At 68.0% G+C, this 21594-nt stretch carries 19 protein-coding genes; 13 read left to right on the top strand and 6 right to left on the bottom strand.

All coding sequences use genetic code 11. From position 1 onward, the window contains the following. The first annotated feature begins 61 nt into the window (after window positions 1-61). The 3 genes from E0T84_RS25425 to E0T84_RS25415 all read left to right on the top strand — a co-directional run bounded on the left by E0T84_RS25425 (window position 62) and on the right by E0T84_RS25415 (window position 3578). A complete protein-coding gene (locus tag E0T84_RS25425) occupies window positions 62-565 on the top strand; it encodes a lipoprotein LpqH (protein WP_171055169.1) in 504 nt (167 codons plus the stop codon). A 71-nt stretch (window positions 566-636) separates the two neighbouring features. Then, window positions 637-2385: a tetratricopeptide repeat protein gene (locus E0T84_RS25420; protein WP_070187161.1), complete on the top strand. Its 1749-nt coding sequence runs from the start codon at window positions 637-639 to the stop codon at window positions 2383-2385. Continuing rightward, a complete protein-coding gene (locus tag E0T84_RS25415) occupies window positions 2367-3578 on the top strand; it encodes a CHAT domain-containing protein (protein WP_138745866.1) in 1212 nt (403 codons plus the stop codon). The genes E0T84_RS25420 and E0T84_RS25415 overlap by 19 nt, the downstream gene beginning before the upstream one ends. Window position 3579: 1 nt before the next feature. Here the strand turns inward: E0T84_RS25415 and E0T84_RS25410 are convergent, their stop codons facing one another. Beyond that, on the bottom strand, window positions 3580-4023 hold the full coding sequence (locus E0T84_RS25410) for a hypothetical protein (protein WP_070187163.1): 444 nt from the start codon (window positions 4021-4023) through the stop codon (window positions 3580-3582). A gap of 152 nt (window positions 4024-4175) precedes the next feature. On the opposite strand from E0T84_RS25410, the gene E0T84_RS25405 reads away from it, so the two are divergent. Both E0T84_RS25405 and E0T84_RS25400 read left to right on the top strand, forming a co-directional pair. Continuing rightward, window positions 4176-5438: a hypothetical protein gene (locus E0T84_RS25405; RefSeq protein WP_138745880.1), complete on the top strand. Its 1263-nt coding sequence runs from the start codon at window positions 4176-4178 to the stop codon at window positions 5436-5438. Further along, complete coding sequence (locus E0T84_RS25400; RefSeq protein ID WP_138745865.1) at window positions 5435-6526, top strand: hypothetical protein; 1092 nt, start codon at window positions 5435-5437, stop codon at window positions 6524-6526. Before E0T84_RS25405 ends, E0T84_RS25400 begins: the two co-directional genes overlap by 4 nt. Before the next feature lie 3 nt (window positions 6527-6529). Here E0T84_RS25400 and E0T84_RS25395 read toward each other — a convergent pair whose 3' ends face one another. From E0T84_RS25395 to E0T84_RS25385, 3 genes are all read right to left on the bottom strand, one after another. Then, complete coding sequence (locus tag E0T84_RS25395) at window positions 6530-7864, bottom strand: alpha/beta hydrolase family protein (RefSeq protein ID WP_171055168.1); 1335 nt, start codon at window positions 7862-7864, stop codon at window positions 6530-6532. A 74-nt stretch (window positions 7865-7938) separates the two neighbouring features. Next, on the bottom strand, window positions 7939-11262 hold the full coding sequence (gene lysX, locus E0T84_RS25390) for a bifunctional lysylphosphatidylglycerol synthetase/lysine--tRNA ligase LysX (protein WP_171055165.1): 3324 nt from the start codon (window positions 11260-11262) through the stop codon (window positions 7939-7941). A 67-nt stretch (window positions 11263-11329) separates the two neighbouring features. Beyond that, complete coding sequence (locus tag E0T84_RS25385) at window positions 11330-11716, bottom strand: DUF1844 domain-containing protein (protein WP_138745863.1); 387 nt, start codon at window positions 11714-11716, stop codon at window positions 11330-11332. 263 nt (window positions 11717-11979) lie between these two features. On the opposite strand from E0T84_RS25385, the gene infC reads away from it, so the two are divergent. From infC to E0T84_RS25360, 5 genes are all read left to right on the top strand, one after another. After that, a complete protein-coding gene (infC, locus tag E0T84_RS25380; protein WP_171055167.1) occupies window positions 11980-12579 on the top strand; it encodes a translation initiation factor IF-3 in 600 nt (199 codons plus the stop codon). Between the two features lie 23 nt (window positions 12580-12602). Further along, entirely contained in the window at window positions 12603-12797 is a 195-nt protein-coding gene (rpmI, locus tag E0T84_RS25375) for a 50S ribosomal protein L35 (protein WP_070187168.1), read from the top strand. 40 nt (window positions 12798-12837) lie between these two features. Then, window positions 12838-13227: a 50S ribosomal protein L20 gene (gene rplT / locus E0T84_RS25370; RefSeq protein ID WP_070187169.1), complete on the top strand. Its 390-nt coding sequence runs from the start codon at window positions 12838-12840 to the stop codon at window positions 13225-13227. A 23-nt stretch (window positions 13228-13250) separates the two neighbouring features. Beyond that, window positions 13251-13997, top strand: coding sequence for an RNA methyltransferase (locus E0T84_RS25365; RefSeq protein WP_138745861.1), 747 nt, complete (start codon window positions 13251-13253; stop codon window positions 13995-13997). A gap of 121 nt (window positions 13998-14118) precedes the next feature. Beyond that, a complete protein-coding gene (locus E0T84_RS25360) occupies window positions 14119-14568 on the top strand; it encodes a hemerythrin domain-containing protein (protein ID WP_138745860.1) in 450 nt (149 codons plus the stop codon). Here the strand turns inward: E0T84_RS25360 and E0T84_RS25355 are convergent. Next, on the bottom strand, window positions 14565-15815 hold the full coding sequence (locus E0T84_RS25355; RefSeq protein WP_138745859.1) for an acyl-CoA dehydrogenase family protein: 1251 nt from the start codon (window positions 15813-15815) through the stop codon (window positions 14565-14567). The two genes, E0T84_RS25360 and E0T84_RS25355, sit on opposite strands and share 4 nt — an antisense overlap. 27 nt (window positions 15816-15842) lie before the next feature. After that, window positions 15843-16865 carry an oxygenase MpaB family protein gene (locus E0T84_RS25350; RefSeq protein WP_138745858.1) on the bottom strand — a complete coding sequence of 341 codons (1023 nt, stop codon included), beginning with the start codon at window positions 16863-16865 and terminating at the stop codon, window positions 15843-15845. Window positions 16866-17093: 228 nt separating this feature from the next. Between E0T84_RS25350 and E0T84_RS25345 the strand changes: the two genes are divergently transcribed. The 3 genes from E0T84_RS25345 to pheT are packed head-to-tail and all read left to right on the top strand — an operon-like array spanning window position 17094 to window position 21562. Further along, window positions 17094-17981 carry an adenylate/guanylate cyclase domain-containing protein gene (locus tag E0T84_RS25345; RefSeq protein ID WP_171055164.1) on the top strand — a complete coding sequence of 296 codons (888 nt, stop codon included), beginning with the start codon at window positions 17094-17096 and terminating at the stop codon, window positions 17979-17981. 48 nt (window positions 17982-18029) lie between these two features. Then, window positions 18030-19073, top strand: a complete 1044-nt coding sequence (pheS, locus tag E0T84_RS25340; protein WP_138745857.1) for a phenylalanine--tRNA ligase subunit alpha — start codon at window positions 18030-18032, stop codon at window positions 19071-19073. Then, window positions 19073-21562: a phenylalanine--tRNA ligase subunit beta gene (gene pheT, locus E0T84_RS25335; RefSeq protein WP_138745856.1), complete on the top strand. Its 2490-nt coding sequence runs from the start codon at window positions 19073-19075 to the stop codon at window positions 21560-21562. Before pheS ends, pheT begins: the two co-directional genes overlap by 1 nt. The last annotated feature ends 32 nt before the right edge of the window (window positions 21563-21594 follow it).

The raw sequence follows: 21594 nt of genomic DNA, 5'->3' as shown, positions 1-21594 counted from the left end.
TTGACTTGGGGCACGACGGAGCCATCGGGGCAACGCGGAACGAAGGGAAGACGCAATGACCATCAATCGAGTTATCGCGGGTGCCATGGGACTGCTCGCAACCGGCGCGGTGGTGGTGGGCTGCTCGAACGACACCTCCGCAGACAAGCCGGCGGACAAGCCCGCCGCGTCGGCGGCCGATACCGCCGATGCCAAGGTCAGCTCGGGCACCAACGCCCAGGTCAAAGTCGACGGATCCGATCTGGCCGGGCTGGACCTGAACTCGGTCACCTGCGTCAAGCAGGGCGGCAAGATCAACGTCGGCAGCGCCGCGATCGGAGGCCAGCAGGGCCTCGGCGTGGTGATGACCGACGAGGCCACCCCGAAGGTCGAGTCCCTCGGCCTGGTCTACGACGGCAGCGCTCTGGCGGTCAGCGAAGCGATGGGCGTCAAGGTCGGTTCGGCCGAGGTCAAGGTCGACGGGGACACCTACACCATCACCGGTGAAGCATCGGGCGCCGACATGAAGAACCCGATGGCCGGGATGATCAACAAGCCGTTCACCATCACGGTGTCCTGCAGCTGATCTCCCGACATGGCGGGCGTGCCTGGCAGACCCATTGCCGGGCACGCCCGCCCCTTTTATATGGTGCGAAGGTGACCATCGCCGGCGATCTCGACCGCGCTCGTCACCTGGCGCTGGCCGCCGACGAAGAGGCCGCCCATGATCTGCTGGTCTCGTTGCTACCGCGGATCGAGCAGGCCGACCGCGACGACTATGCGTTTGAGGTGTTCGCCCAGCTCGGGGAGATCTTCCTGGTTCGCACCGCGTACGACGGTGTGGTGGAGAGCATTTCCCGGACGCGTGACACCCTGGCGATCTATGCTGCGATCCGCTCGGGACAGCGGCCCGACCTCGCCGCGGAGACCACGATGCCCGACGCCGAGATCGATCACATGATCTGTCGCTACACCAGGCGAGTGGAGTTCCTCGAAGCCGGGTTGGCCGCCGCCCGTGGCGATCATGACGGCGCCGCAGCGCATCTGAAGGCCCTGATCGAAACCTCGGGCGAATTCGACGATCTGGCCGCCGAACATCGTAACCTGATCTGCCGCACCAGAATTCTGATCGCGACCGCCCTGTGCGACGACGATCTGTACGCCGCATCGGTACCGGTGTGGGCCGAGGCGCTCGACGACCTGCAGAATACGGGGCCCGGCGCTGACGCCGAGACCGATCACCTGTTCGTCACCGGGGCGCTCGGCTACGGCCGGTTCTGCGTCGAGTCCGGCCGCCTCGACGAGGCCGAACCGTGGCTCCGCCGGGCCGGTGCCCGCGCCGAGGCGCGGGGCTGGAAACTTGCCACTGCCCGCGCCCAACTGGAGCGCGCCGCGGCATCCTGGTCGGGCGCGCAGTACGCCGAGACCCAGGATTTGGTGACCGAAGCCTATCCGGTGATCGCCGAGCATGCCCGGGCCCACGACGTCTCGCGAAGCTGGCTGTATTTCGGTTTGATTCGGTTGGGGCTCGGCAGACTGCGCGAGGCCGATGAATGCTGGGCGCACGCCGAGCGGCATTGGCGTGAGATAGAGCGACCCCTGCATGTTCACCGGATCCTTTTGCAGCGCAGTTGGATAGCTCTCTTTCGCGGCATGTTCGACGAGGCGATCGCGATGGTGGAAGAGGCCAGGGCGCTGCTGGATGCCTCGCCGCGGCACAGTTGGCTGCAGTACGCCCGCCTGGATGCCCACCTCGGCAACATCTGGCGCGCTGACGCACTTGCGGGGATGGGCTTCGACGGCCTGGGCAAACCGGGCCAGAGCTGGGAGCAGGTCGAGGCGCGACATGCGGCCGGGACCGGTTGGTACAACTGCCGACCGGGGAGCCGCAAATACCGCCGTGGCATGGTGAAGATGCAACGGGCGGTGGATCTGAAGGTGCCCGCAGCTCTGGCCGTGGATTCGGTGCGCTACACGATCCCCGACGCCGGAGCCCGGGCCCGGTGGGCGGCTACGGTTTCCGCGCCGCTGTTGGCGGGTGCGTTTGCGGTGGCGTGGGAATCGGACAACACTGAGTTGCTCTGCGAACTCGTCGAATATCACAGTGCACGAGGAACTTTCAGCACTGATCCCATCGATGACCCCGGCTCCTTGGCGGCCGCCGACTGGGCGGAGACGGCCACAGCCGCGATGCCGATCGAAGCGGAACTCGCGCCACAACTGGCCGTCGCCGCTGCGGCCGGGCCGGTGGAGGGTCACGGCGGGCTGACCCGGCTCGGACCGCTGCCGCCGCTGCGGATGGACCCAACCGCCGGACCGATCATGAGCCGTTATCGCGAAATGGCACTTCAGCGGTACGGCCGCGACGTCACTGCGCCCGGCGGGGAATGGACGACCTGGCCGTGACCGAGACCCTGGTAATGCGATTCGCCGACGTCGGCATCGCCACCTACGCGAGCCTGCGGGTGGTCGGTGCGCCGGAGCGTTCGGTCACCTGGGTGCTGGAGGAACCGCACCTGGACGCGATCGCGTCCGCGCTCGCTCCGTCGCTGCCGGACCCCGTCGGCACCGAGTCGCCTGCGCAGGCGATCGAAAGGGCCATGACAACAGGAGGATTCGCCTCCACGAAGGCCGAGCTGGAGCTTGCCCGACTGCTGGGTTCACATCTGATCGGAATCGACGGCTGGCAGCTGCTGGCCGACTGCGTGGCGGCACCGCGACCGGTGCTGTTCATCACGCCGAGCCCCCGCCTGGGCCGGGTCCCGTGGGGACAACTGGCCATGCAGGGCCGAGACGGGTTCCGGTTGATGGAGCTGGCCGACGTGTTGATGGCGGTGCCGCCCAACATCGTTCACGCGCCACGCCGCCACAGTTCATGGCAGGACCGGGCCGATCGGCCTTCGGTGTTGCTGCTCGATCCACGTATCCCGGGACAGCGGCCCGATTCGGCCCTGGGTTCAGTGCTGGGCCGACCTTCGGCGGAGACGACGCTGTCGCGTCACTTCGGTGGTCTGGTCGCCGAAGGCGCTGTGCTTCCCACCGTCACCGAGCCCGTCGAACTGTTCCGGCGCACCGAAACCGACCGGCGCTGGCTGGCCGACGCGTGTGCGCAGGGCCCGAGCCGCCTCGTTTACGTCGGGCATGCCAGCGCCGCCGACGGTGATGCCGGGTACGCCGACCGGGCTGCACTGCACCTCGCCGAGGAACGACCGCTGACCGCGGGGGAGATGATCGCGGCGCAGCTTCCGATCCCACCGCGGGTGGCGCTGCTGGCCTGCGCGTCCGGCGGTGACTACCGGTTCGACGAGGCCGCCGGTCTGGTGGCCGCGATGATTCTCGGTGGTGCGCAACTGGTCACCGCGACCTTGTGGTCACTACCGACGACCGCGGGCTTCCGGCAGTTCGGCGGTGCCCCCGCCGCCGATCCCATGGCCGACACCATCGTCGGGGTCGATCTCGCCCACCGGGAAGACGAGGCGGGCCTGGCGGTGAATCGCTGGCAGCGCGCCACGATGCGCCGCTGGCGCGACGGTGACACCACGGCCAGCCCGCTGTACTGGGCCGCGATGGCCACGTTCACCGTCGATGGCGCCCGCTGAATCAGCCCGGGGCCACACACACCGCGACGGTGCTCTCGTCACCCGGCCGGTAATAGGTGTCGATCACATTGCCCGGTGACACTTTCGCCAGTGCCGTGGCAGGGATCATCGCGCGCTGGCACACCGGGAACTGACCTCCGCCATACCGGCTGACCATCAGATCGAGTTCGACCTCGCGGTAGTCCTCGCGGATCGCCCCGGTGGCCCGCACCCCGGTGACGATCCCACGCGAGCGGGTTCCGGTACGGATCAGCGCAACCTGCGCTCCGGTCAGCAATCCCTTGCGGACCAGCATGTGATCGAACTCGGCCACCAGCTCGCGCAGCGTGACCAGCCGCTCGTCGGCCTCGTCGTTCGGGCGGGCACACCGCGCGCGACGCGCCGCGGCGAGTGCGGCGCCGGTGCCCAGCAGGCACAGGACGGTGAGGAGTGCGGCGTCGGTCATGATGCCAAGGGTCCGGCCGGGGGAGTGCTACCGAACCCAACTTCGGCTTTATCCTGGTGCCGGTGAGCATCGGGTCCGATACAGCTGGGGCGCAGGCCGGCCCCACGCCGGGCGCGAATTCGGCGCCGCATTCGGCACAGCCGCGCCGCGCCGTGATCGATCGGGCCTGGCGTGCACTCGGCCCGGGCGTCGAGGTGTTCAGCGGCGCCGACGGCGGCCCACTGCGGCGGACCGTCAAACGCATCATTGATCCCCTGGTGCTCAGGCTGCGCAGCAACACCCACTTCTCGGCGCCCGTCCTGGCTCCCGAGGTGGCGGCCGAACTGCACGAGCAGATGGTGCGCAGCGGGCCACATCTGCGTGCCGCCGCGGCTTGGTTCGCCGAGCTCAAACAGCAGCGCCGGCGGCTGCGTATCACCACCGGCAATGCCCAGGAGCTGTACTTCCCGGCTTGTTTCGAACTGGCGGTGACCCGGGGCGCCCCGGCCTCCGACCGTGCGCAGGTGGCGACCGAGGTGCTGGCCGAGCTGCACGAGGGCCGGGATCGTACGGCGATCGAGGCGCTCAACACCTACGTGGCCGAGCCACAGGTCGTCGACCGGTTGCATCGCCAGCTCGAACGCAGCTGGGACGACGTCGTCGCCTCCGACGCCATCACCGGTCCGTTCTTTGCCGGGCTCGCCACCGTGCTCGGCCCGGCCGACAGTCATCGCGGTGAGGCGGCTCGACAGCGAGTCTGGTCGGCGTTGGTGGCCGATGCCACGCCCTACAACCTGGGTGCCGGGGCCCGCTGTGCCGAGGCAGAACTACCGTGGTCGATCGTCGACATCGGACTGAGTTCATCCTTGCCGCAACGGCTTCCGCCGATCATCGAGCCGGGGGCGGGGGACCGCCCGCTGGACCGCAGCGTGGTGGACCGGGTGCGGGCGACCTTGCGCCGCGCCCTGGACCGCGACGAGTTGCCCGATCTCCCGCTGCTGTGCGCCGAGGAGGTGGACCGGGCGTGCGCGCCGTGGGGTCTGCTCGCCGAGGACAGGCAGGCCGCGCTTCTCGCCGGCATCGAGGTGGCCACCGACCTGCGCCCGCTCGATGGTTCGGCGCAGGCGCGGCACCAGCTGTCGGCCCGTATTCAGGCCCGGCTGGCCAAGGAGGCCTACGTGCTGCGGGCTCGGCGCTACCTGGCGGCCGGTACGGCGGTCCACCCGCGGCAGCGGCAGGTCATCGACGAACTCGCCGTCTTCGCCCGCCCCTACCTGAGCCGGCTGTGGGCGCGTCTGCACGGCCGCGACGTGTGGCAGGAGTCCTGCGCAGATGTCGACGACCTTCGGTCCCTGCTCGAAGGAGTGGCCCGGTCGGTCAGTCTCGACCATCGGCAGCGGATCAAGGCGATGCTGGAAGTGCAGGTGGCAGAGTGAGATTGGACGCTGACGCCAGCCTGTGGAGTACCGGCAGGCTGGACGACGCTGTGCCGCTGGTCGCGGTCCTCGAGGTCAGCGGTGCGGTGCTGTCGTGGGCCGTGGATGGAGGAGCCGGCGAACCACCTTCCATCACGTTCACCGACCCCGAGCGCGCGGATTGGCTGTGGCGCGTGCTCGGAGAGTCCGGCCACGTCGCAGTCCTGGATATGGTGCGCCACCGGGAGCCGGGGCAATCGTTCAATCTGCCCGGCGTGCAGATCCGGCCTGGCCCGGTGGACGCATTGCGGCGTTTGGCAATCGGACACTGGTTGCGGCGGTGGTGGCCCGCCAGCGATCGCGACGGTATCGCGGCACTCGAACGTCCCGTCCTCGACGCCGAGCTCGCGCTGCTGACGGTGGCCGCCGAGGACTTCTTCACCGACGAAACCCTCGATTCAGACGTGGTGGAACTGCTCGAGCCACACACGTCCACACTGAATTTCCTGACCGGACAAGGTGATCTGAGGATTGACGAGCTGGTCGGGAAATGTCGTGAGCTGGCCGGCGACGTCGGGCTGGATTGGTCTGACACCGTCACGGCGGCCAATTCGCGCGAGGACTACGCGCTGGCGGCAGGAGCCGGCGACGGGCCGGGACGGACGGGCGTGATCGCGCGAGGGCTGGCGACCGTGGTCTGGTCGGTGGTGCCGCCCGGGGTGTTCGATGCCGCCGAGGACACCATCGAGTGGTCGGTGACCGCAGCTGGTGAGCGGGCCGACGCGACAGTGCAGGTAGCGGTCACGGGCCCGGACTCGGCGGCGGGCATCAGCGTGCAGCTCCGTGGTAGCGGCTGCGTCGGGTCCGGTGTTCTCGACGCCGCCGGTCGTGCCGTACTGGCGCTACGTGGCCCAGATGGTCAGCGGCTCAGCGAAACCCAGGCCTGGAACCTGGACTGGTCGCACACATCGGTCCGGGTCGGGGTTGCCGGCGTCGACGAATCGCCGTCCGACCGCGAGCGCGTGCGGGCGTTCGCACGCTCCCGGCTGGCTCGGCCGGGTTTCGATGCCTTCCTGGCCGAGTTGCGCGCGGCCGAATCGGATTACTGACTCCTATTTGGCGGCGGTCTGGATGAACGCCGGTGAGGTCGAGGACTGCGGCAGCCCGATCGCGGGCACCTGAGGGGTGCCGATGGCACCGGCAAGCCAGGGCAGGGCAGCGGAGAACGCGTGGCTGGCGAACGGCCAGTCGTGCGTGCCCTGCTGAGTCACCACCGCGCACGCGATGCCGTGCTTGGAGCCGAGCGCGCACAGGGCGCTGGCCGCCTTGGCCTGATCGTTGGCACGGCCCGCGGGCCTGCCCGCCGTGGATGCGTCGTTGACGTCGAACCAACCGGCCATCTGCTGGTACTGGCCGTGCCGGTTGATCGCTGTGCTCGGGTCGAACGTGTCCCAGGCCGCGACGTTCCCGCCGAACAGCCGGTCGATGGTCTGAGCCTTGGTGCCCGAATTCGGACCGATGTCGCCTGCGATGTCGACGAACGCACTGAACAACTCGGGGTGCATGACGGCCAGGTCCACCGCGCAGGTGCCGCCCATCGACCAGCCGACGATACCCCAGCCGGCCGCGCCCGGATTGACCCCGTAGTGGTTGTTCAGGTACGGCACAACGTCTTTGGTGAGATGGTCGGCAGAGTTTCCGCGCTTGCCGTTGACACATTCTGTGTCGTTGTTGAAGGTGCCGCCAGGGTCGGCGAACACCAGCACCGGCGCGTACCCGTGGTGGGCGGCGGCGAACTCGTCCATCGTCTTGATCACGTTGCCGGCCCGCATCCAGTCGGCGGGGGTGTTGAACTCACCGCCGATCATCATCACCGTCGGCAACTGCGGTGCGGGATTGGCGGCGAACCAGGCCGGCGGAAGATACACGTATTCACCGCGGTGCCGGAAACCCGATGCGGTGTTGGGGATCTCGACCGGGATCACGCTGCCCTTCGCCGGAATCGTGCCTTGACGTTGCATCGCGGCCACCGTGACCTGATCGGTCTGATCGGGCAGGGGGCCGGCCGTCAGTTGGTTCCAGGCGGTCTGCACCCAGGGGAAGTAGCCCACCCAGAGGTTCAGCGCCAGGGCCGTGCACAGCAGGCTCATCGGCACCGCCATCACCGCGGTACCGCGTCGCCACCACCGGCTCCCGCGCCACCCGGCCAGCAGTACCACCACCGCCACGCCCGTCAGCGCGATCCACACCCACAGCGACCGCGGCGCAGGGTTGCCCGCCAGCCCCTCGGACTCGATGTACCAGCGGGTGCCGGCAACCAGGACGCCGCCCACCGCGGCCGCCAGCGGCAACCAGATGAGCGCCCACCGACGAGTACGCCAGCCGACAGCGGCGCTCAGCACCCCGGCGGTGATGACTTGGATGCTGGTCGGCACCCAGCCGTGCATCAAGGACAGGTGGTGGGTGAACGTCACGTCAGTATCGTCGCCGCCCAATCTTGGGATCGGCTGTGAGCCACCTGTTAACGGGGTTTGGCGAGGGGGAACGGCAATGTGTCGCGGATGCTGCGACCGGTGATCAGCATGACCACACGGTCCACTCCCATGCCGAGACCGCCCGTCGGCGGCATGGCGTACTCCATGGCCTGCAGGAAATCCTCGTCCAGTTCCATGGCCTCGGGGTCGCCGCCGGCGGCCAGCAACGACTGTTCCTGTAGCCGGCGCCGCTGTTCGACCGGGTCGGTGAGTTCGCTGTATGCGGTACCCAGCTCGACGCCCCAGGCCACCAGATCCCAGCGTTCGGCAACCCCGGCAATGCTGCGGTGCGGGCGGGTCAGCGGCGAAACAGAGGTCGGGAAATCCTTGTAGAACGTTGGGGCTTCGGTGCGGTCCTCGACGAGGTGCTCGTACATCTCCAGCACCACGGCCCCGGCATCCCAATGGGTCAGGTAGGGAATGTGCGCGGCGTCGCACAGCCGGCGCAGCGTGGCCAGGTCCGTCTCGACCGTGACATGCTCGCCGAGGGCCTCCGACACCGCGTCGTGCACGGTCTTGACGGCCCACTGACCTGAGATGTCGACCGGCTCGAGGGTCCCGTCGGCACGCGGCCGTTGGAAGACCTGGGCTCCGTTGGCGGCCTGGGCGGCATTCTGGATCAGCTCGCGGCAGCCGTCGATCCAGACGTTGTAGTCGGCGTGGGCCTGGTAGGCCTCCAACAGCGTGAACTCCGGGTTGTGGCTGAAGTCCACGCCTTCGTTGCGGAATGCGCGGCCCAGTTCGAACACCCGCTCCACACCGCCGACACACAACCGCTTGAGGTAGAGCTCGGGAGCGATCCGCAGATACAGGTCCAGGTCATAGGCGTTGATGTGGGTCAGGAACGGCCGGGCGTTGGCGCCACCGTGGATCTGTTGCAGAATCGGGGTCTCCACCTCCAGGAAACCCTTGGCGTACAACGTTTCCCGGATCGCATGCAAGGCACCGCTGCGGGCCCGGATCAGATCCCGCGCCTCGGTGTTGACGGCCAGGTCCACGTAGCGGGCCCGTACCCGGGCCTCCTGGTCGGTCAGGCCTTTCCACTTGTCCGGCAGCGGGCGCAGGCATTTGCCGATCAGCCGCCAACTGTCGACCAGCAGGGACTGGGTGCCGTTGCGGCTGTGCCCCATCGAACCGGTGACCTCGATCAGATCGCCGAGATCGATGGTCGCGGTGAAGTCGGCGGCGCGGGCCTGTGTCAGTCGGGCGTTGTCGAGCAACAGCTGAACTTCGCCCGACCAATCGCGTAGTTGCGCGAACAGCACCCCGCCGTAATCCCGGACCCGCAGGACCCGCCCGGCCACGCTCACCGTGTCACCGTCGGCGGATCCCAGTGCGGCCGCGACGGTATGGCTGGGCGCGTCACCCACGGGATAGGCGTCCACACCGTCGGCCTGCAACTGGCGCAGCTTCGCCATCCGCACCCGGACCTGCTCGGGCAGCCGTTGCGGATCGTCGTCGGCCAGGTCGTCCCGCAGCCCGTTGAGGTCCGGGGCACTCCCGTCGGGGTGCAGCCGCCCCGAGTCCACCAGATCGGCCGGGGCCGCGACGTGTTCACCGGTGTGCTGCTTGTTCCGCCGGGAGAACGGCAGCACCAGGAATCCCTCGGCGATCACCGAGGCCACTCCGACCCGCGGGATCAGCCGGGCGTCCTCGTAGCAGGCGTACCGGGGCACCCACTCGGGCTGGTACTTCATGTTCGATCGGTACAGCGTCTCCAGCTGCCACCATCGGGAGAAGAACACCAGCATGGCCCGCCACAGCCGGGCCACCGGGCCGGCGCCCAGCTGTGAACCCTGTTGAAACGCCGACCGGAACATCGCGAAGTTCAGCGAGATGCGGCTGATCCCAATGCCTTCGGACTGCAGGCACAGTTCGCTGACCATCAGCTCGATGGTGCCGTTGGGGGATTGCGGGGAGCGGCGCATGACGTCGAGCGAGACGCCGTTGGTGCCCCACGGCACCAACGACAGCAACGCGACCACCTCAGGTTCGGAACTGCCCGGGCGCTGCTGTACCGCCTCGACCAGCAGGCAGTCCCCGTCGGCCGGATCACCGAGCCGGCCGAGCGCCATCGAGAAGCCTCTCTCGGTCTCGGTGTCCCGCCAGGCGTCGGCACGTTTGATCATCTCGGCCATCTCGGCCGGTTCCAGCTCGCGGTGGCGCCGCATGCGCACCGAGGTCCCGGCCCGCCGGGCCCGGGTGACCGCCTGGCGTACCGCACGCATGTCGGGCCCGGACAGCCGGAAATGATCCGGATACAGGATGGCCTCATCACCGAGTTGCAGCGCATTGAGCCCGGCGACCCGAAACGCCTCGGCCGCCGCCGAACTGGCGCCCATCACGCCCGGCGCCCAACCGTAGGTCTGGCACAACTGCAGCCAGGCCGCGATCGCCTGCGGCCAGGCCTTGGGGTCACCGACCGGGTCGCCACCGGCCAGGCACACACCCACCTCCACGCGGTAGGCGATCGCCGCCCGGCCATTCGGGGCGAACACCACCGACTTGTCGCGCCGGGTGGCGAAATACCCCAGTGAATCGTTCTTGCCGTAGACCTCCAGCAGGCCGCGGATCGCCGACTCGTCCTCACCGGTCAGGGCATTCGATGCCCGTTGCGACTGGAAAAGCACGATCGCGGCCACCATCAGCGCCAACGCGCCGAACAAGCCGAAGATCGCGTTGAGGAACGGATGGGAATAGCCCTCGAAGACCTCGGTCGGCACGGTCGCGAACCCGCTGACCCGGTTGACGGCGTACAGCAGCCGCCATTCCGGGTCCAGGGTGCCGGGGAACAGCTCGAGCAGTGCCCACGCGGCGAGGATGCCGAGCGCCATGCCCGCGACCAGGACGACAGCGGATTTGAGCAGCGCGCCGCGGCGCACCTTGGCCCAGAACTGGTTGCGGGCCAGAACCAGACACACGATCGAGACCACATGGAACGCCAGGCCGATGACCTCGCCGATGTCCTCGGCCAGCGGGTCGCCACCGGTGACGAGATCGCCGACGTTCCAGCCGATGGCGCCCACCATGTAGAGCACCAGGATCCACCAGGCGATGCGTTTACGGGCGGCCAGCGCCGCGGCCAGCAGGGCCAGTACGAACGCCCACGAGAAGCTGGTGTCGGGAAAGTTGAAGATGTAGTCGTTGACGAACTCGCGCGGCACCTGGATCAGCCAGCGCACGGTGTCGGAAATGCTGGCGATCAGCGACAGCGTGGCGATGACTCCGACGGTCCAGCCGGCTGCTGCGGGAACCCAGGAATACCTGGACGTGGGCTGGGCCCCGGCGCGGCCGCGGCTCATGACGGTCATACGCCCGGAGAATAGGCGGTCAAACCGTCAATTTGGCCGAAGCCGCGCACAGACACCACCCAGGTGGTTACCAGACCGGGCCGGTGTACTTCTCGCCCGGACCTTTGCCCGGCTCGTCGGGGTGCGCACTGGCTTCCCGGAAGGCCAGTTGCAGGCTCTTGAGCCCGTCGCGTACCGGACCCGCGTGCGGTCCCAGGTATTCGGCCGATGCCGTCACGAGCCCGGCCAGCCCGGTGATGAGCCGGCGGGCTTCGTCAAGATCCCGGTGCGGGCTATCGTCGGGTTCTTCGGACGACAGCCCGATCTTCTCGGCCGCGGCGCTCATCAACATGACCGCCGCCCGGGTGATCACTTCGACCGCCGGGATGTCGGCCAGTTCTCGAACGGCTGAGCCGTCGAGATCGGCTGGGACCTGCGGCGTCGCATCGTCGGGCGTTTCGGTCGGATCGGTCATGCCTGCTAGACTGTCATGCGCGACCGTCCCGGCTCATGTCAGGGACAGCAAGTGGAGTCCCACTCCCACCGTTGGCCACAAGGTACAACGGTCCGGTCGCCGGTGTCCTCGGGCACCGGTTCTGCGCTCCAGAATTGGAGGTGCAGACGGCGTGAGCCGTGATCGGTCGGCATTGGGCCCTGCTTTGAGCAGGGCTTTTCTGTTCCTCGGGGCAGAGTTGTCAGGTGGGCGGGTCTCCTCAGCAGACCAAACTAGGAGGCCCCATCAGCACTGAGACCCGCATCAACGAGCGCATCCGCGTACCTGAAGTCCGCCTGATCGGACCGAACGGCGAGCAGGTAGGCATTGTCCGCATCGAAGATGCTCTCCGCGTCGCCGCGGATGCCGATCTCGACCTCGTCGAAGTTGCACCAGCCGCAAAACCCCCGGTCTGCAAGATCATGGATTACGGCAAGTTCAAGTACGAGACGGCACTCAAGGAGCGCGAGTCTCGCAAGAACCAGCAGCAGACCGTCGTCAAGGAACAGAAGCTGCGTCCCAAGATCGACGATCACGACTACGAGACGAAGAAGGGCCATGTGGTCCGCTTCCTCGAAGCCGGGTCCAAGGTCAAGGTGACCATCATGTTCCGCGGACGCGAGCAGTCCCGGCCCGAACTCGGGTACCGGTTGTTGCAGCGGTTGGGCGCAGACGTGGCCGAGTACGGCTTCGTCGAGACCTCAGCCAAGCAGGACGGCCGCAACATGACGATGGTGCTGGCACCGCACCGCGGCGCGAAGACTCGCGCCAAGGCGGCGGAGCAGGCCGAGCGCCCCGGCGGGCAGCAGGCCGCATCAGAAGAACCAGACGTTACGCAGAACTAGTTTCAACACAGAACTGAGGATTCATGCCCAAGGCGAAGACCCACAGCGGTGCCTCCAAGCGGTTCCGCCGCACCGGTACCGGAAAGATCGTGCGGCAGAAGGCGAACCGTCGCCACTTGCTGGAGCACAAGCCCAGCAAGCGCACCCGCCGGCTTGACGGCCGCACCGTGGTTGCAGCCAACGACACCAAGCGTGTCAACAAGTTGCTCAACGGCTAGATCTGCCGCTCCCCGTACCGAACGAGAATAGGAACATCCCATGGCACGCGTGAAGCGCGCACTCAACGCCCAGAAGAAGCGGCGTACCGTACTCAAGGCCTCGAAGGGTTACCGCGGCCAGCGGTCCCGCCTGTACCGCAAGGCCAAGGAACAGCAGCTGCATTCGCTGACCTACGCCTACCGGGACCGCCGTGCCCGCAAGGGTGAGTTCCGCAAGCTGTGGATCTCGCGTATCAACGCCGCGGCCCGCGCCAACGACATCACCTACAACCGTCTGATCCAGGGCCTCAAGGCCGCTGGCGTCGAGGTTGACCGCAAGAACCTGGCCGAGATCGCCGTGAGCGACGCCGCCGCGTTCACCGCGCTGGTCGAGGTCGCCAAGGCCGCCCTGCCGGCTGATGTGAACGCTCCTTCCGGAGAAGCCGCCTGACGCTCACCGAGCGTTCTGCCCGGGTGGCCGCTGCGGTCAAACTGCAGCGCCACATCGGGCGCCGCCGCGCCGCACGCTTCCTTGCCGAGGGTCCCAACCTCGTCGAGGCCGCGTTGCGGCGCGGTCTTGTTTCCGAGGTGTTCGCGACCGACGCCGCACTGGACCGCTTCGGCGGCATCCTGGCCGACGCTCCGGTGCAGTTGGTCACCGAGCGTGCGGCGAAAGCGTTGTCGGACACCGTGACTCCGGTCGGTTTGGTGGCGGTCTGTCGCCTGCCGGACGTATTGCTCGATGAGGTCCTGTCCGCCGCGCCCCGGCTGGTCGCGGTGGCCGTACAGATCTCGGAACCGGGCAACGCCGGCACGCTGATCCGCGCCGCCGACGCGATGGGCGCCGATGCGGTGGTGCTGGCCGGCAACAGCGTCGACCCCTACAACAGCAAGTGCCTGCGAGCGTCGGCGGGCAGCATCTTCTCGCTGCCGGTGATCAGCGAGCCCGACGAGGCCGCCACTGTGGCACGTTTGCAGGCCGCCGGCCTGCAAGTGCTGGGAACCACGATCGACGGCGAGGTCAGCCTCGACGAAGTCGATTTGACCGGGCCCACCGCCTGGCTGTTCGGCCCCGAAGCACACGGCCTGCCAACCGAATTGGCTGCCGCGGCCGACCACCGGGTGCACATTCCGATGCCCGGTCAGTCCGAGAGCCTCAACATCTCATCTGCGGCGTCGATCTGCCTGTATCAGAGCGCCCGCGCCCACCGCGGTGGCTAGCCTGTCGCCTGCGTAGCACTGTGGCGATTTTCGGCCCGGTTTTCCGCCGCAGCGCTTCACACGTGGAGTCACGCGGCCGGTCTAAGGTCGAGCCATGTGCCAGTACTGCGGATGCCGGGACATGCCTCTGCTGCGGGATTACATCGCCGAGCATGAGCGGGCCGTAGACCACGGCCGCGAAGCGGTGCGCGCCATGGACCGCGGCGAGCTCGACGAGGCCGGTCAGCGCCTGGCGGCGATGTTCGAGGAACTGCGTTCCCACTGGCAGGGTGAGGAGAACGGGCTGTTCGCGGTGATGCACCGCGACGAGCTCTACGCCGAGCACATCGACCCGTTGGTGGCCGAACACCGAGAGCTGGCCGCCTTCCTCGAGGTGGTCGACCTGAGCGATCCCGGCGATCGGCAACGGGTGCGCCACGAGATCGAGGAACTCTACGTGCACATCGCCAAGGAAGAGGACGGGCTCTTCCCGGCCTCGCTCACCGCACTCGACGGCGCCGACTGGGATGCCGCGATGGCCGGGTGGTATGAGGCGCACCCGGGTCGCGACATGATCCAGGGGGAGCGCTAGCTGAGCAATCCCCGTGCCACGTGGGTGATCTGGACTTCGTTGCTGCCGGCATAGATCATCAGCGACTTGGCATCGCGGGCCAACTGCTCCACCCGGTACTCGGTCATGTAACCGTTGCCGCCGAACAGCTGCACGGCCTCCATCGCCACGTCGGTGGCGGCCTGCGAGCAGTACCACTTGATGGCCGAGGCCTCGGCCAGCGAGATGGGCGCACCCTTCTCGGCGGACTCGATGACGCGGAAGAGCATGTTGCGCACGTTCATCCGGGCCACTTCCATGTTGGCCAGCTTGAGCTGGATCAGCTGGAACTGGCTGATCTCCTGACCCCACAGGGTGCGGGTCTTGGCGTAGTCGACGCTCAACCGCAGGCATTCCTCGATCACGCCGAGGGCCATCGCGGCCACGCCGATACGTTCGGCCGAGAAGTTGGAGCGGGCGCTGGCCCGGCCTTCGTCGGCCCCTTCGTCGGACCCTTCGGTCTCGCCCAGCAGGCGGTCGCGGCCCAGACGCACGTTGTTGAAGAACAGCTCGCCGGTGCGCGATGAGTGAATGCCCATCTTGCGGAACGGCTTCGACTGCACGAAGCCTTCCATGCCGCGGTCGAGGACGAAGGTCAGCACCTTGCGGTTGCGCGGATCTGAAGCGGAATCACCCGCCGTGTTCTCAGCGAGCTTCGCGTAGACCACCACGACGTCGGCGTCCGGGCCGTTGGTGATGAAGGTCTTCTGGCCGTTGAGGATGTAGTCGTCGCCGTCCCGGGTGACATAGGACTTCATGCCGCCGAAGGCGTCCGAGCCGGAATCGGGTTCGGTGATCGCCCAGGCACCGACCTTCTCGTAGGTCACCAGGCCGGGCAGCCAGCGTTCCTGCTGGGCCAGGGTGCCGCGGCTCTGGATGGTCGAGACCGTCAGGCCCAGGCTGACGCCCAAACCGGTGACCAGGCCCATCGACACCCGGCACAGTTCGCTGATCAGGACGAACCCCATGCCAGGCGATCCGCTGCCGCCGAACATCCCGCCTCGGGCGCCTGAGGGCTTGGTGTCGCCGCTGCGCAGCTTCTCCAGCCGCTTGTCCAGCGACTCCTTGGCCATGGTGTCGATACCGAACGTGGCGAACAACTTGCGCACGATCGGGTACGGCTCCATGTCGCCGCTCTCGAGTTCGTCGAGATGGGGGCGGATCTCCTTGTCCACGAACTCGCGCACTGCGTCCCGGACAGCGATGTCTACATCAGACCAATCAAGCATCTCGACAGCTTAGACACGTGTCAAAAATCAAGCGGCGGGGCGGCGGGCCGGCCGCCGCAGCGCCGGCAGCGAGAACGTCGTGTGCACCAGCGCCCCGGCCCGGTCCAGCAGGGTCTTGTGGCGCGGCAAGTAGTGCATCGGCAGCCCCCGCCGGTCGCGGGGAGGGGCCATGAAACCGGGCGCTTCCACCAGCGGCCCGTCGGCCGGTAGCTTCCCGGCCGCGCGGCGGTACGCCGACAATGCGCGTGGGTGCAGCCTGATCTCGTCGGGCACGGCGATGAACGCCAGTTCGACCGCCTTGCCGAAGATTCGCAGCAGCACCTCGTCACCGGGCGTCCATCGCATGCCGGCCTTTTCCCGGACGGCCGGGTCGAAAACGCCTGCCGCGATCCAGCGCTGTGCTCCGACAAGAGGTTTGAACAGCTGGTCCCAGACTGCCGTCGGCATCAGCACGAACCACGGCTTGGGGATCCGGATGGTGAAGATGTCGAGGGTGGCCCGGTTGATCTCGAGCTCGTCGCGGCACTTGGCGTCCCAGTACTCCTGAAATTCTTCCCAGCTGTCGGGGACCGGCCGCATGCTCATGCCGTACATGCGATACCACTGCACATGTTCGTCGAACAGTTGTTGTTTCTCGGCCTCGGTGAGGCCGCCGCAGAAGTACTCGGCGGTCTTGATGATCAACATGAAGAACGTGGCGTGTGCCCAGTAGAACGTCTCCGGGTTGAGCGCGTGGTAGCGGCGCCCCTGGCCGTCGGTGCCTTTGATCGTGGTGTGGAAACCCTTGATCTGTGCGCCGGTGTCGGCCGCCCGGTCGCCGTCGTAGACCACCCCCATGATCGGGTACACCGACCGGGCCACCCGCTGGAGGGGTTCGCGGAGCAGGATCGAATGTTCCTCGACGCCGGCGCCGAGTTCCGGATACATGTTCTGGATCGCGCCGATCCACACACCCAGCATTCCGGTGCGGAGGTCACCGAAGTATTTCCAGGTCAGAGAATCGGGCCCGAGCGGGTCGTGCTCGGCGGTGAAGGTGGTTCGTGTGGTCATTGCGTCCTCGTTGACTCGTCATGACATGAATCACAGCTGGAACCAACGATAGTAGTGACAACGCATGTTGTCTACGATCCCGCGGCGCGTCGGCGCGCACTGTTATGCGGGGGCTATCGTCGCGCCACAGCGCTGTGACCAGCCAGGTTCACTGCCGGCGGGGGAGTGTGGGCAAACCCGCTCCTGGCGTGATTGCCGCCCGGTCCGCGGGCCACTTACTCTTGCGCTGTGGATGGCGAGCCGTTCGATGACCCGTCCGGCCGAGTCGGGGATGTCGAGCAAGCGCCGCAACAGCGCCCAGTGCCGGCACCCGGGTTGCCGGGCCCTCTGGGATGGCTGCAGAGCGCCAACCGCAGCCCGGCCGTCGTCGATCTGGTCCGTCGGGTACGTCGGTCACTTCCCGGGGATCCGGACTTCGGTGACCGGCTCTCGGTGTCGGGTGAGGGCGGTCCCCGGGCGGCGGCGCGCGTGGCCGACCGGCTCCTGGATCGCGACGCCGCCTCGCGCGAGGTGAGTCTGGGCGCGTTGCAGGTGTGGCAGGCGTTGACCGAGCGTGTCTCGGGAAGTCCGGCCAATCCCGAGGTGACACTGGCGTTCACCGATCTCGTCGGGTTCTCGTCGTGGTCGCTGCGCTCCGGCGACGACGCCACATTGCGCTTGCTGCGCCACGTGGCACAAGTGATCGAGCCGCCGGTGCTGGAAGCCGGCGGTCACATCGTCAAACGCATGGGCGACGGCATGATGGCGGTGTTCTCCGACCCCGGTACCGCCCTGGCGGCGATGCTGGTGGCGCTGGAAGGGGTGAAGGGCATCGACATGGACGGCTACGTACCGCGTATGCGGGTCGGTATCCACACCGGACGTCCGCAGCGCATCGGGTCGGACTGGCTCGGCGTAGATGTCAACATCGCGGCCCGGGTGATGGAGCGGGCCAACAGTGGCGGCCTGGTGGTGTCGCACACCACGCTGGAGGGCATCACCGAAGACGAACTGGCAGACCTCGGGGTCAGTGTCAAACGTCAACGCCGGCAGATGTTCTCGACCAAGCCGGAAGGCGTGCCCGACGATCTGGTGATGTACCGGGTGAAAACGTCCGGCCAGTTGCCGGCTTCCTGAGGACAAACGCGTTCGAAGGGCAATTCGCCGATCGCCTATGATCGCCGGGTGGCTCAGCAGCCCAGTGATCTCTCAGAAGAAGCCCTGACCAAAGCCGTCAGCGCGGCCCGGCATGCCTTTGAGCTGGCCGGTGACCTCGACGCGCTCGCGCGTGCCAAGACCGAGCACCTCGGTGATCGTGCCCCGATCGCCTTGGCTCGCCAGGCGTTGGCCACGCTGCCGAAGGCCGACCGCGCCGATGCGGGCAAACGCGTCAACGTCGCGCGTGGCGAGGCCCAGCGTGCGTACGACGAGCGACTGGCCGCGCTTCGCGCCGAGCGCGACGCTGCGGTGCTGGTCGCCGAACGCATCGACGTGACGCTGCCCTCGACGCGGCAGCCCGTCGGCGCCCGGCACCCGATCACCATCCTGGCCGAGAACGTCGCCGACACCTTCGTGGCGATGGGGTGGGAACTGGCCGAGGGGCCCGAGGTCGAGACCGAGCAGTTCAACTTCGACGCGCTGAACTTCCCGCCGGATCATCCGGCCCGTAGCGAGCAGGACACCTTCCAGGTCGCACCCGACGGGTCGCGACAGGTGCTGCGCACCCACACTTCGCCGGTGCAGATCCGGGCGCTGCTGGAGCGCGAGCTGCCGGTCTACATCGTCTCGATCGGGCGGACCTTCCGCACCGACGAACTCGACTCCACGCACACCCCGGTGTTCCACCAGGTGGAGGGCCTGGCGGTGGACAAAGGCCTGACCATGGCGCATCTGCGCGGCACGCTGGATGCGTTCGCGCGGGCCCAGTTCGGTCCGGAGGGGCGCACCCGGTTCCGTCCGCACTTCTTCCCGTTCACCGAGCCGTCGGCCGAGGTGGACATCTGGTTCCCCGGCAAGAAGGGTGGCGCCGGCTGGGTCGAATGGGGCGGCTGCGGCATGGTCAACCCGAATGTGTTGCGCGCCTGCGGAATCGACCCCGACATCTACTCCGGCTTTGCCTTCGGTATGGGATTGGAGCGAACTCTGCAGTTCCGCAACGGAATTCCTGACATGCGCGACATGGTCGAGGGCGATGTCCGGTTCTCGCTGCCCTTCGGGGTCGGTGCCTGATGCGGATTCCCTTCAGCTGGTTGCGTGAAGCGGTCCGCGCCGGGGCCCCGGGCTGGGACGTGTCGGTCGAGGAACTCGAGCAGACGTTCATCCGGATCGGACACGAGGTCGAGGAGATCATTCCGGTCGGTCCGGTGAGCGGCCCGCTGACCATCGGCCGGGTTGCCGAGATCGAGGAACTCACCGAGTTCAAGAAGCCCATCCGGGCCTGCAAGGTCGACGTCGGTGAACCAGAGTTACGCGACATTGTCTGCGGAGCCACGAATTTCGCAGTGGGCGACCTCGTTGTCGTGGCGCTGCCGGGCACCGTGCTGCCGGGTGACTTCACCATCGCCACCCGCAAGACCTACGGCCGGGTCTCCGACGGCATGATCTGCTCGGCGTCGGAGATGAACCTGGGCGTCGAGGGCGCCGGCATCCTGATCCTGCCGGAGGGCACCGCCGAACCGGGCACCCCGGCCGCCGACGTGCTGGGCCTGGACGACGTGGTGTTCCACCTGGCGATCACGCCAGACCGCGGCTACTGCCTGTCGGTCCGTGGCCTGGCGCGCGAAATCGCGTGCGCGCACGATCTGAACTTTGTCGATCTGGCCGACGTCGCACCGCTCCCTGCAGAGGGTGAGGCCTGGCCGCTGACAGTCGAACCCGGAACCGGTGTGCAGCGCTTCGGGTTACGGCCCGTCACCGGCATCGATCCGGCCGCCGTTTCACCGTGGTGGCTGCAGCGCCGGCTGATGCTGAGCGGCATCCGTGCCATCTCGCCGGCCGTCGACGTGACCAACTACGTCATGCTCGAAATCGGCCACCCGATGCATGCCCACGACAGCAGCCTGATCACCGGTGGTTTCGGGGTGCGGTTCGCCCGTGACGGTGAGAAGGTCGTCACGCTCGACGATGTCGAGCGCACGTTGAACTCGGCCGACGTGCTGATCGTCGACGACGTCGCGACAGCCGCCATCGGCGGTGTGATGGGCGCGGGCACCACCGAGGTGCGCGGTACCACCACCGATGTGCTGCTGGAAGCCGCGGTGTGGGATCCGGCCGCGGTGTCACGTACCCAGCGTCGCCTGCATCTGGCCAGTGAGGCCGGCCGTCGCTACGAGCGGTCGGTGGATCCGGCCATCTCGGTTGCGGCCCTTGACCGTTGCGCGTCTCTGCTGGCCGAGATCGCCGGTGGAACCGTCGAACCGAAACTCACCGACTGGCGCGCGGGCGGGCGCACCGACTGGGCTCATCCGGCCATCGAGATTCCGGCCGACCTGCCGGACCGCACGGCGGGAGTCGAATACGCCGTGGGCACCACGGCTCGTCGGCTCACTCAGATCGGTGCCGTCGTCGCTGAAGCCGCCGGTGCCGCTTCTCTGACCGTCACCCCGCCGAGCTGGCGGCCGGACCTGCGTCAGCGTGCCGACCTCGTCGAAGAGGTGCTGCGCCTGGAGGGGCTGGAGTCCATTCCGTCGGTGCTGCCGACCGCGCCGGCCGGGCGCGGGCTGACCGCGGTGCAGAAGCGGCGCCGGGCCATCGGAAAGTCGCTGGCACTGACCGGATTCGTCGAGGTCCTGCCCACGCCGTTCCTGCCTGCGGGCGTGTTCGACGCGTGGGGTCTGGCCACCGAGGATCCGCGCCGCAACGCCACCAAGGTGCTCAACCCGCTCGAGGCCGACCGGCCGCAGCTGGCCACCACGTTGCTCCCGGGGCTGCTGGAAGCCCTGGGCCGCAACGTATCCCGTGGCGCTGCTGATGTCGCCTTGTTCGCGATCCAGCAGGTGGTACATCCCACGGACGAGACGAGGGCCGTCGAGCGGATCCCGAACGATCGCAGGCCCACCGACGACGAGATCGCCGGGCTGGACGCCTCGCTGCCGCGTCAGCCCCAGCATGTGGCCGCGGTGCTCGCCGGGCTGCGGGAACCGGCCGGCCCGTGGGGCCCGGGACGTGCGGTGGAGGCTGCCGACGCGTTCGAGGCGGTGCGGGTGATCGGCCGGGCAGCCGGGGTGGAGTTCACTTTGCGTGCCGCCCAGGAGCTTCCGTGGCATCCGGGTCGCTGTGCCGAGGTGCTCGTCGGCGACACCACCGTCGGCTATGCGGGTCAGCTGCATCCCGCAGTCATCGAACGGACGGGCCTGTCGAAGGGCGCTTGTGCCGTGGAACTCGACCTCGATGCGGTGCCGATCGTCGAGACCCTGCCGGCGCCGAGGGTGTCCCCGTTCCCGGCGGTGTTCCAGGACATCAGCGTCGTGGTCGGTGACGAGGTCGCCGCGGCTGCCGTCGTGGACGCCGTCCGCGACGGGGCCGGTGAACTGCTGGAGGACGTCCGGCTGTTCGACGTCTACACCGGTCCGCAGATCGGGGAGGGCCGCAAATCGCTCACCCTGGCGCTGCGGTTCCGGGCTGCCGACCGCACCCTGACCGAGGACGAGGCCAGCGCCGCCCGCGACGCCGCCGTGGCGGTGGCCGGCGAGCGCGTCGGCGCCGTCCTGCGCGGCTGAGTTTCTCCGCGAGCAGACAGAGAATCGCATTA

The sequence above is a fragment of the Mycobacterium sp. DBP42 genome (assembly GCF_005924235.1).
Taxonomy (GTDB): Bacteria; Actinomycetota; Actinomycetes; order Mycobacteriales; family Mycobacteriaceae; genus Mycobacterium; species Mycobacterium syngnathidarum.
This window is presented reverse-complemented; position numbering and strand designations above follow the sequence as displayed.

Excerpts from the sequence above, each read along its gene's own strand:
- E0T84_RS25415 (WP_138745866.1), top strand. The coding sequence starts at position 2,367 with ATGGACGACCTGGCCGTGACCGAGACCCTGGTAATGCGATTCGCCGAC.
- E0T84_RS25355 (WP_138745859.1), bottom strand. The coding sequence starts at position 15,815 with ATGCTTGATTGGTCTGATGTAGACATCGCTGTCCGGGACGCAGTGCGC.
- E0T84_RS25385 (WP_138745863.1), bottom strand. The coding sequence starts at position 11,716 with ATGACCGATCCGACCGAAACGCCCGACGATGCGACGCCGCAGGTCCCA.
- E0T84_RS25395 (WP_171055168.1), bottom strand. The coding sequence starts at position 7,864 with ATGCACGGCTGGGTGCCGACCAGCATCCAAGTCATCACCGCCGGGGTG.
- E0T84_RS25350 (WP_138745858.1), bottom strand. The coding sequence starts at position 16,865 with ATGACCACACGAACCACCTTCACCGCCGAGCACGACCCGCTCGGGCCC.
- rplT (WP_070187169.1), top strand. The coding sequence starts at position 12,838 with ATGGCACGCGTGAAGCGCGCACTCAACGCCCAGAAGAAGCGGCGTACC.
- lysX (WP_171055165.1), bottom strand. The coding sequence starts at position 11,262 with ATGACCGTCATGAGCCGCGGCCGCGCCGGGGCCCAGCCCACGTCCAGG.
- rpmI (WP_070187168.1), top strand. The coding sequence starts at position 12,603 with ATGCCCAAGGCGAAGACCCACAGCGGTGCCTCCAAGCGGTTCCGCCGC.
- E0T84_RS25360 (WP_138745860.1), top strand. The coding sequence starts at position 14,119 with ATGCCTCTGCTGCGGGATTACATCGCCGAGCATGAGCGGGCCGTAGAC.
- pheT (WP_138745856.1), top strand. The coding sequence starts at position 19,073 with ATGCGGATTCCCTTCAGCTGGTTGCGTGAAGCGGTCCGCGCCGGGGCC.
- E0T84_RS25410 (WP_070187163.1), bottom strand. The coding sequence starts at position 4,023 with ATGACCGACGCCGCACTCCTCACCGTCCTGTGCCTGCTGGGCACCGGC.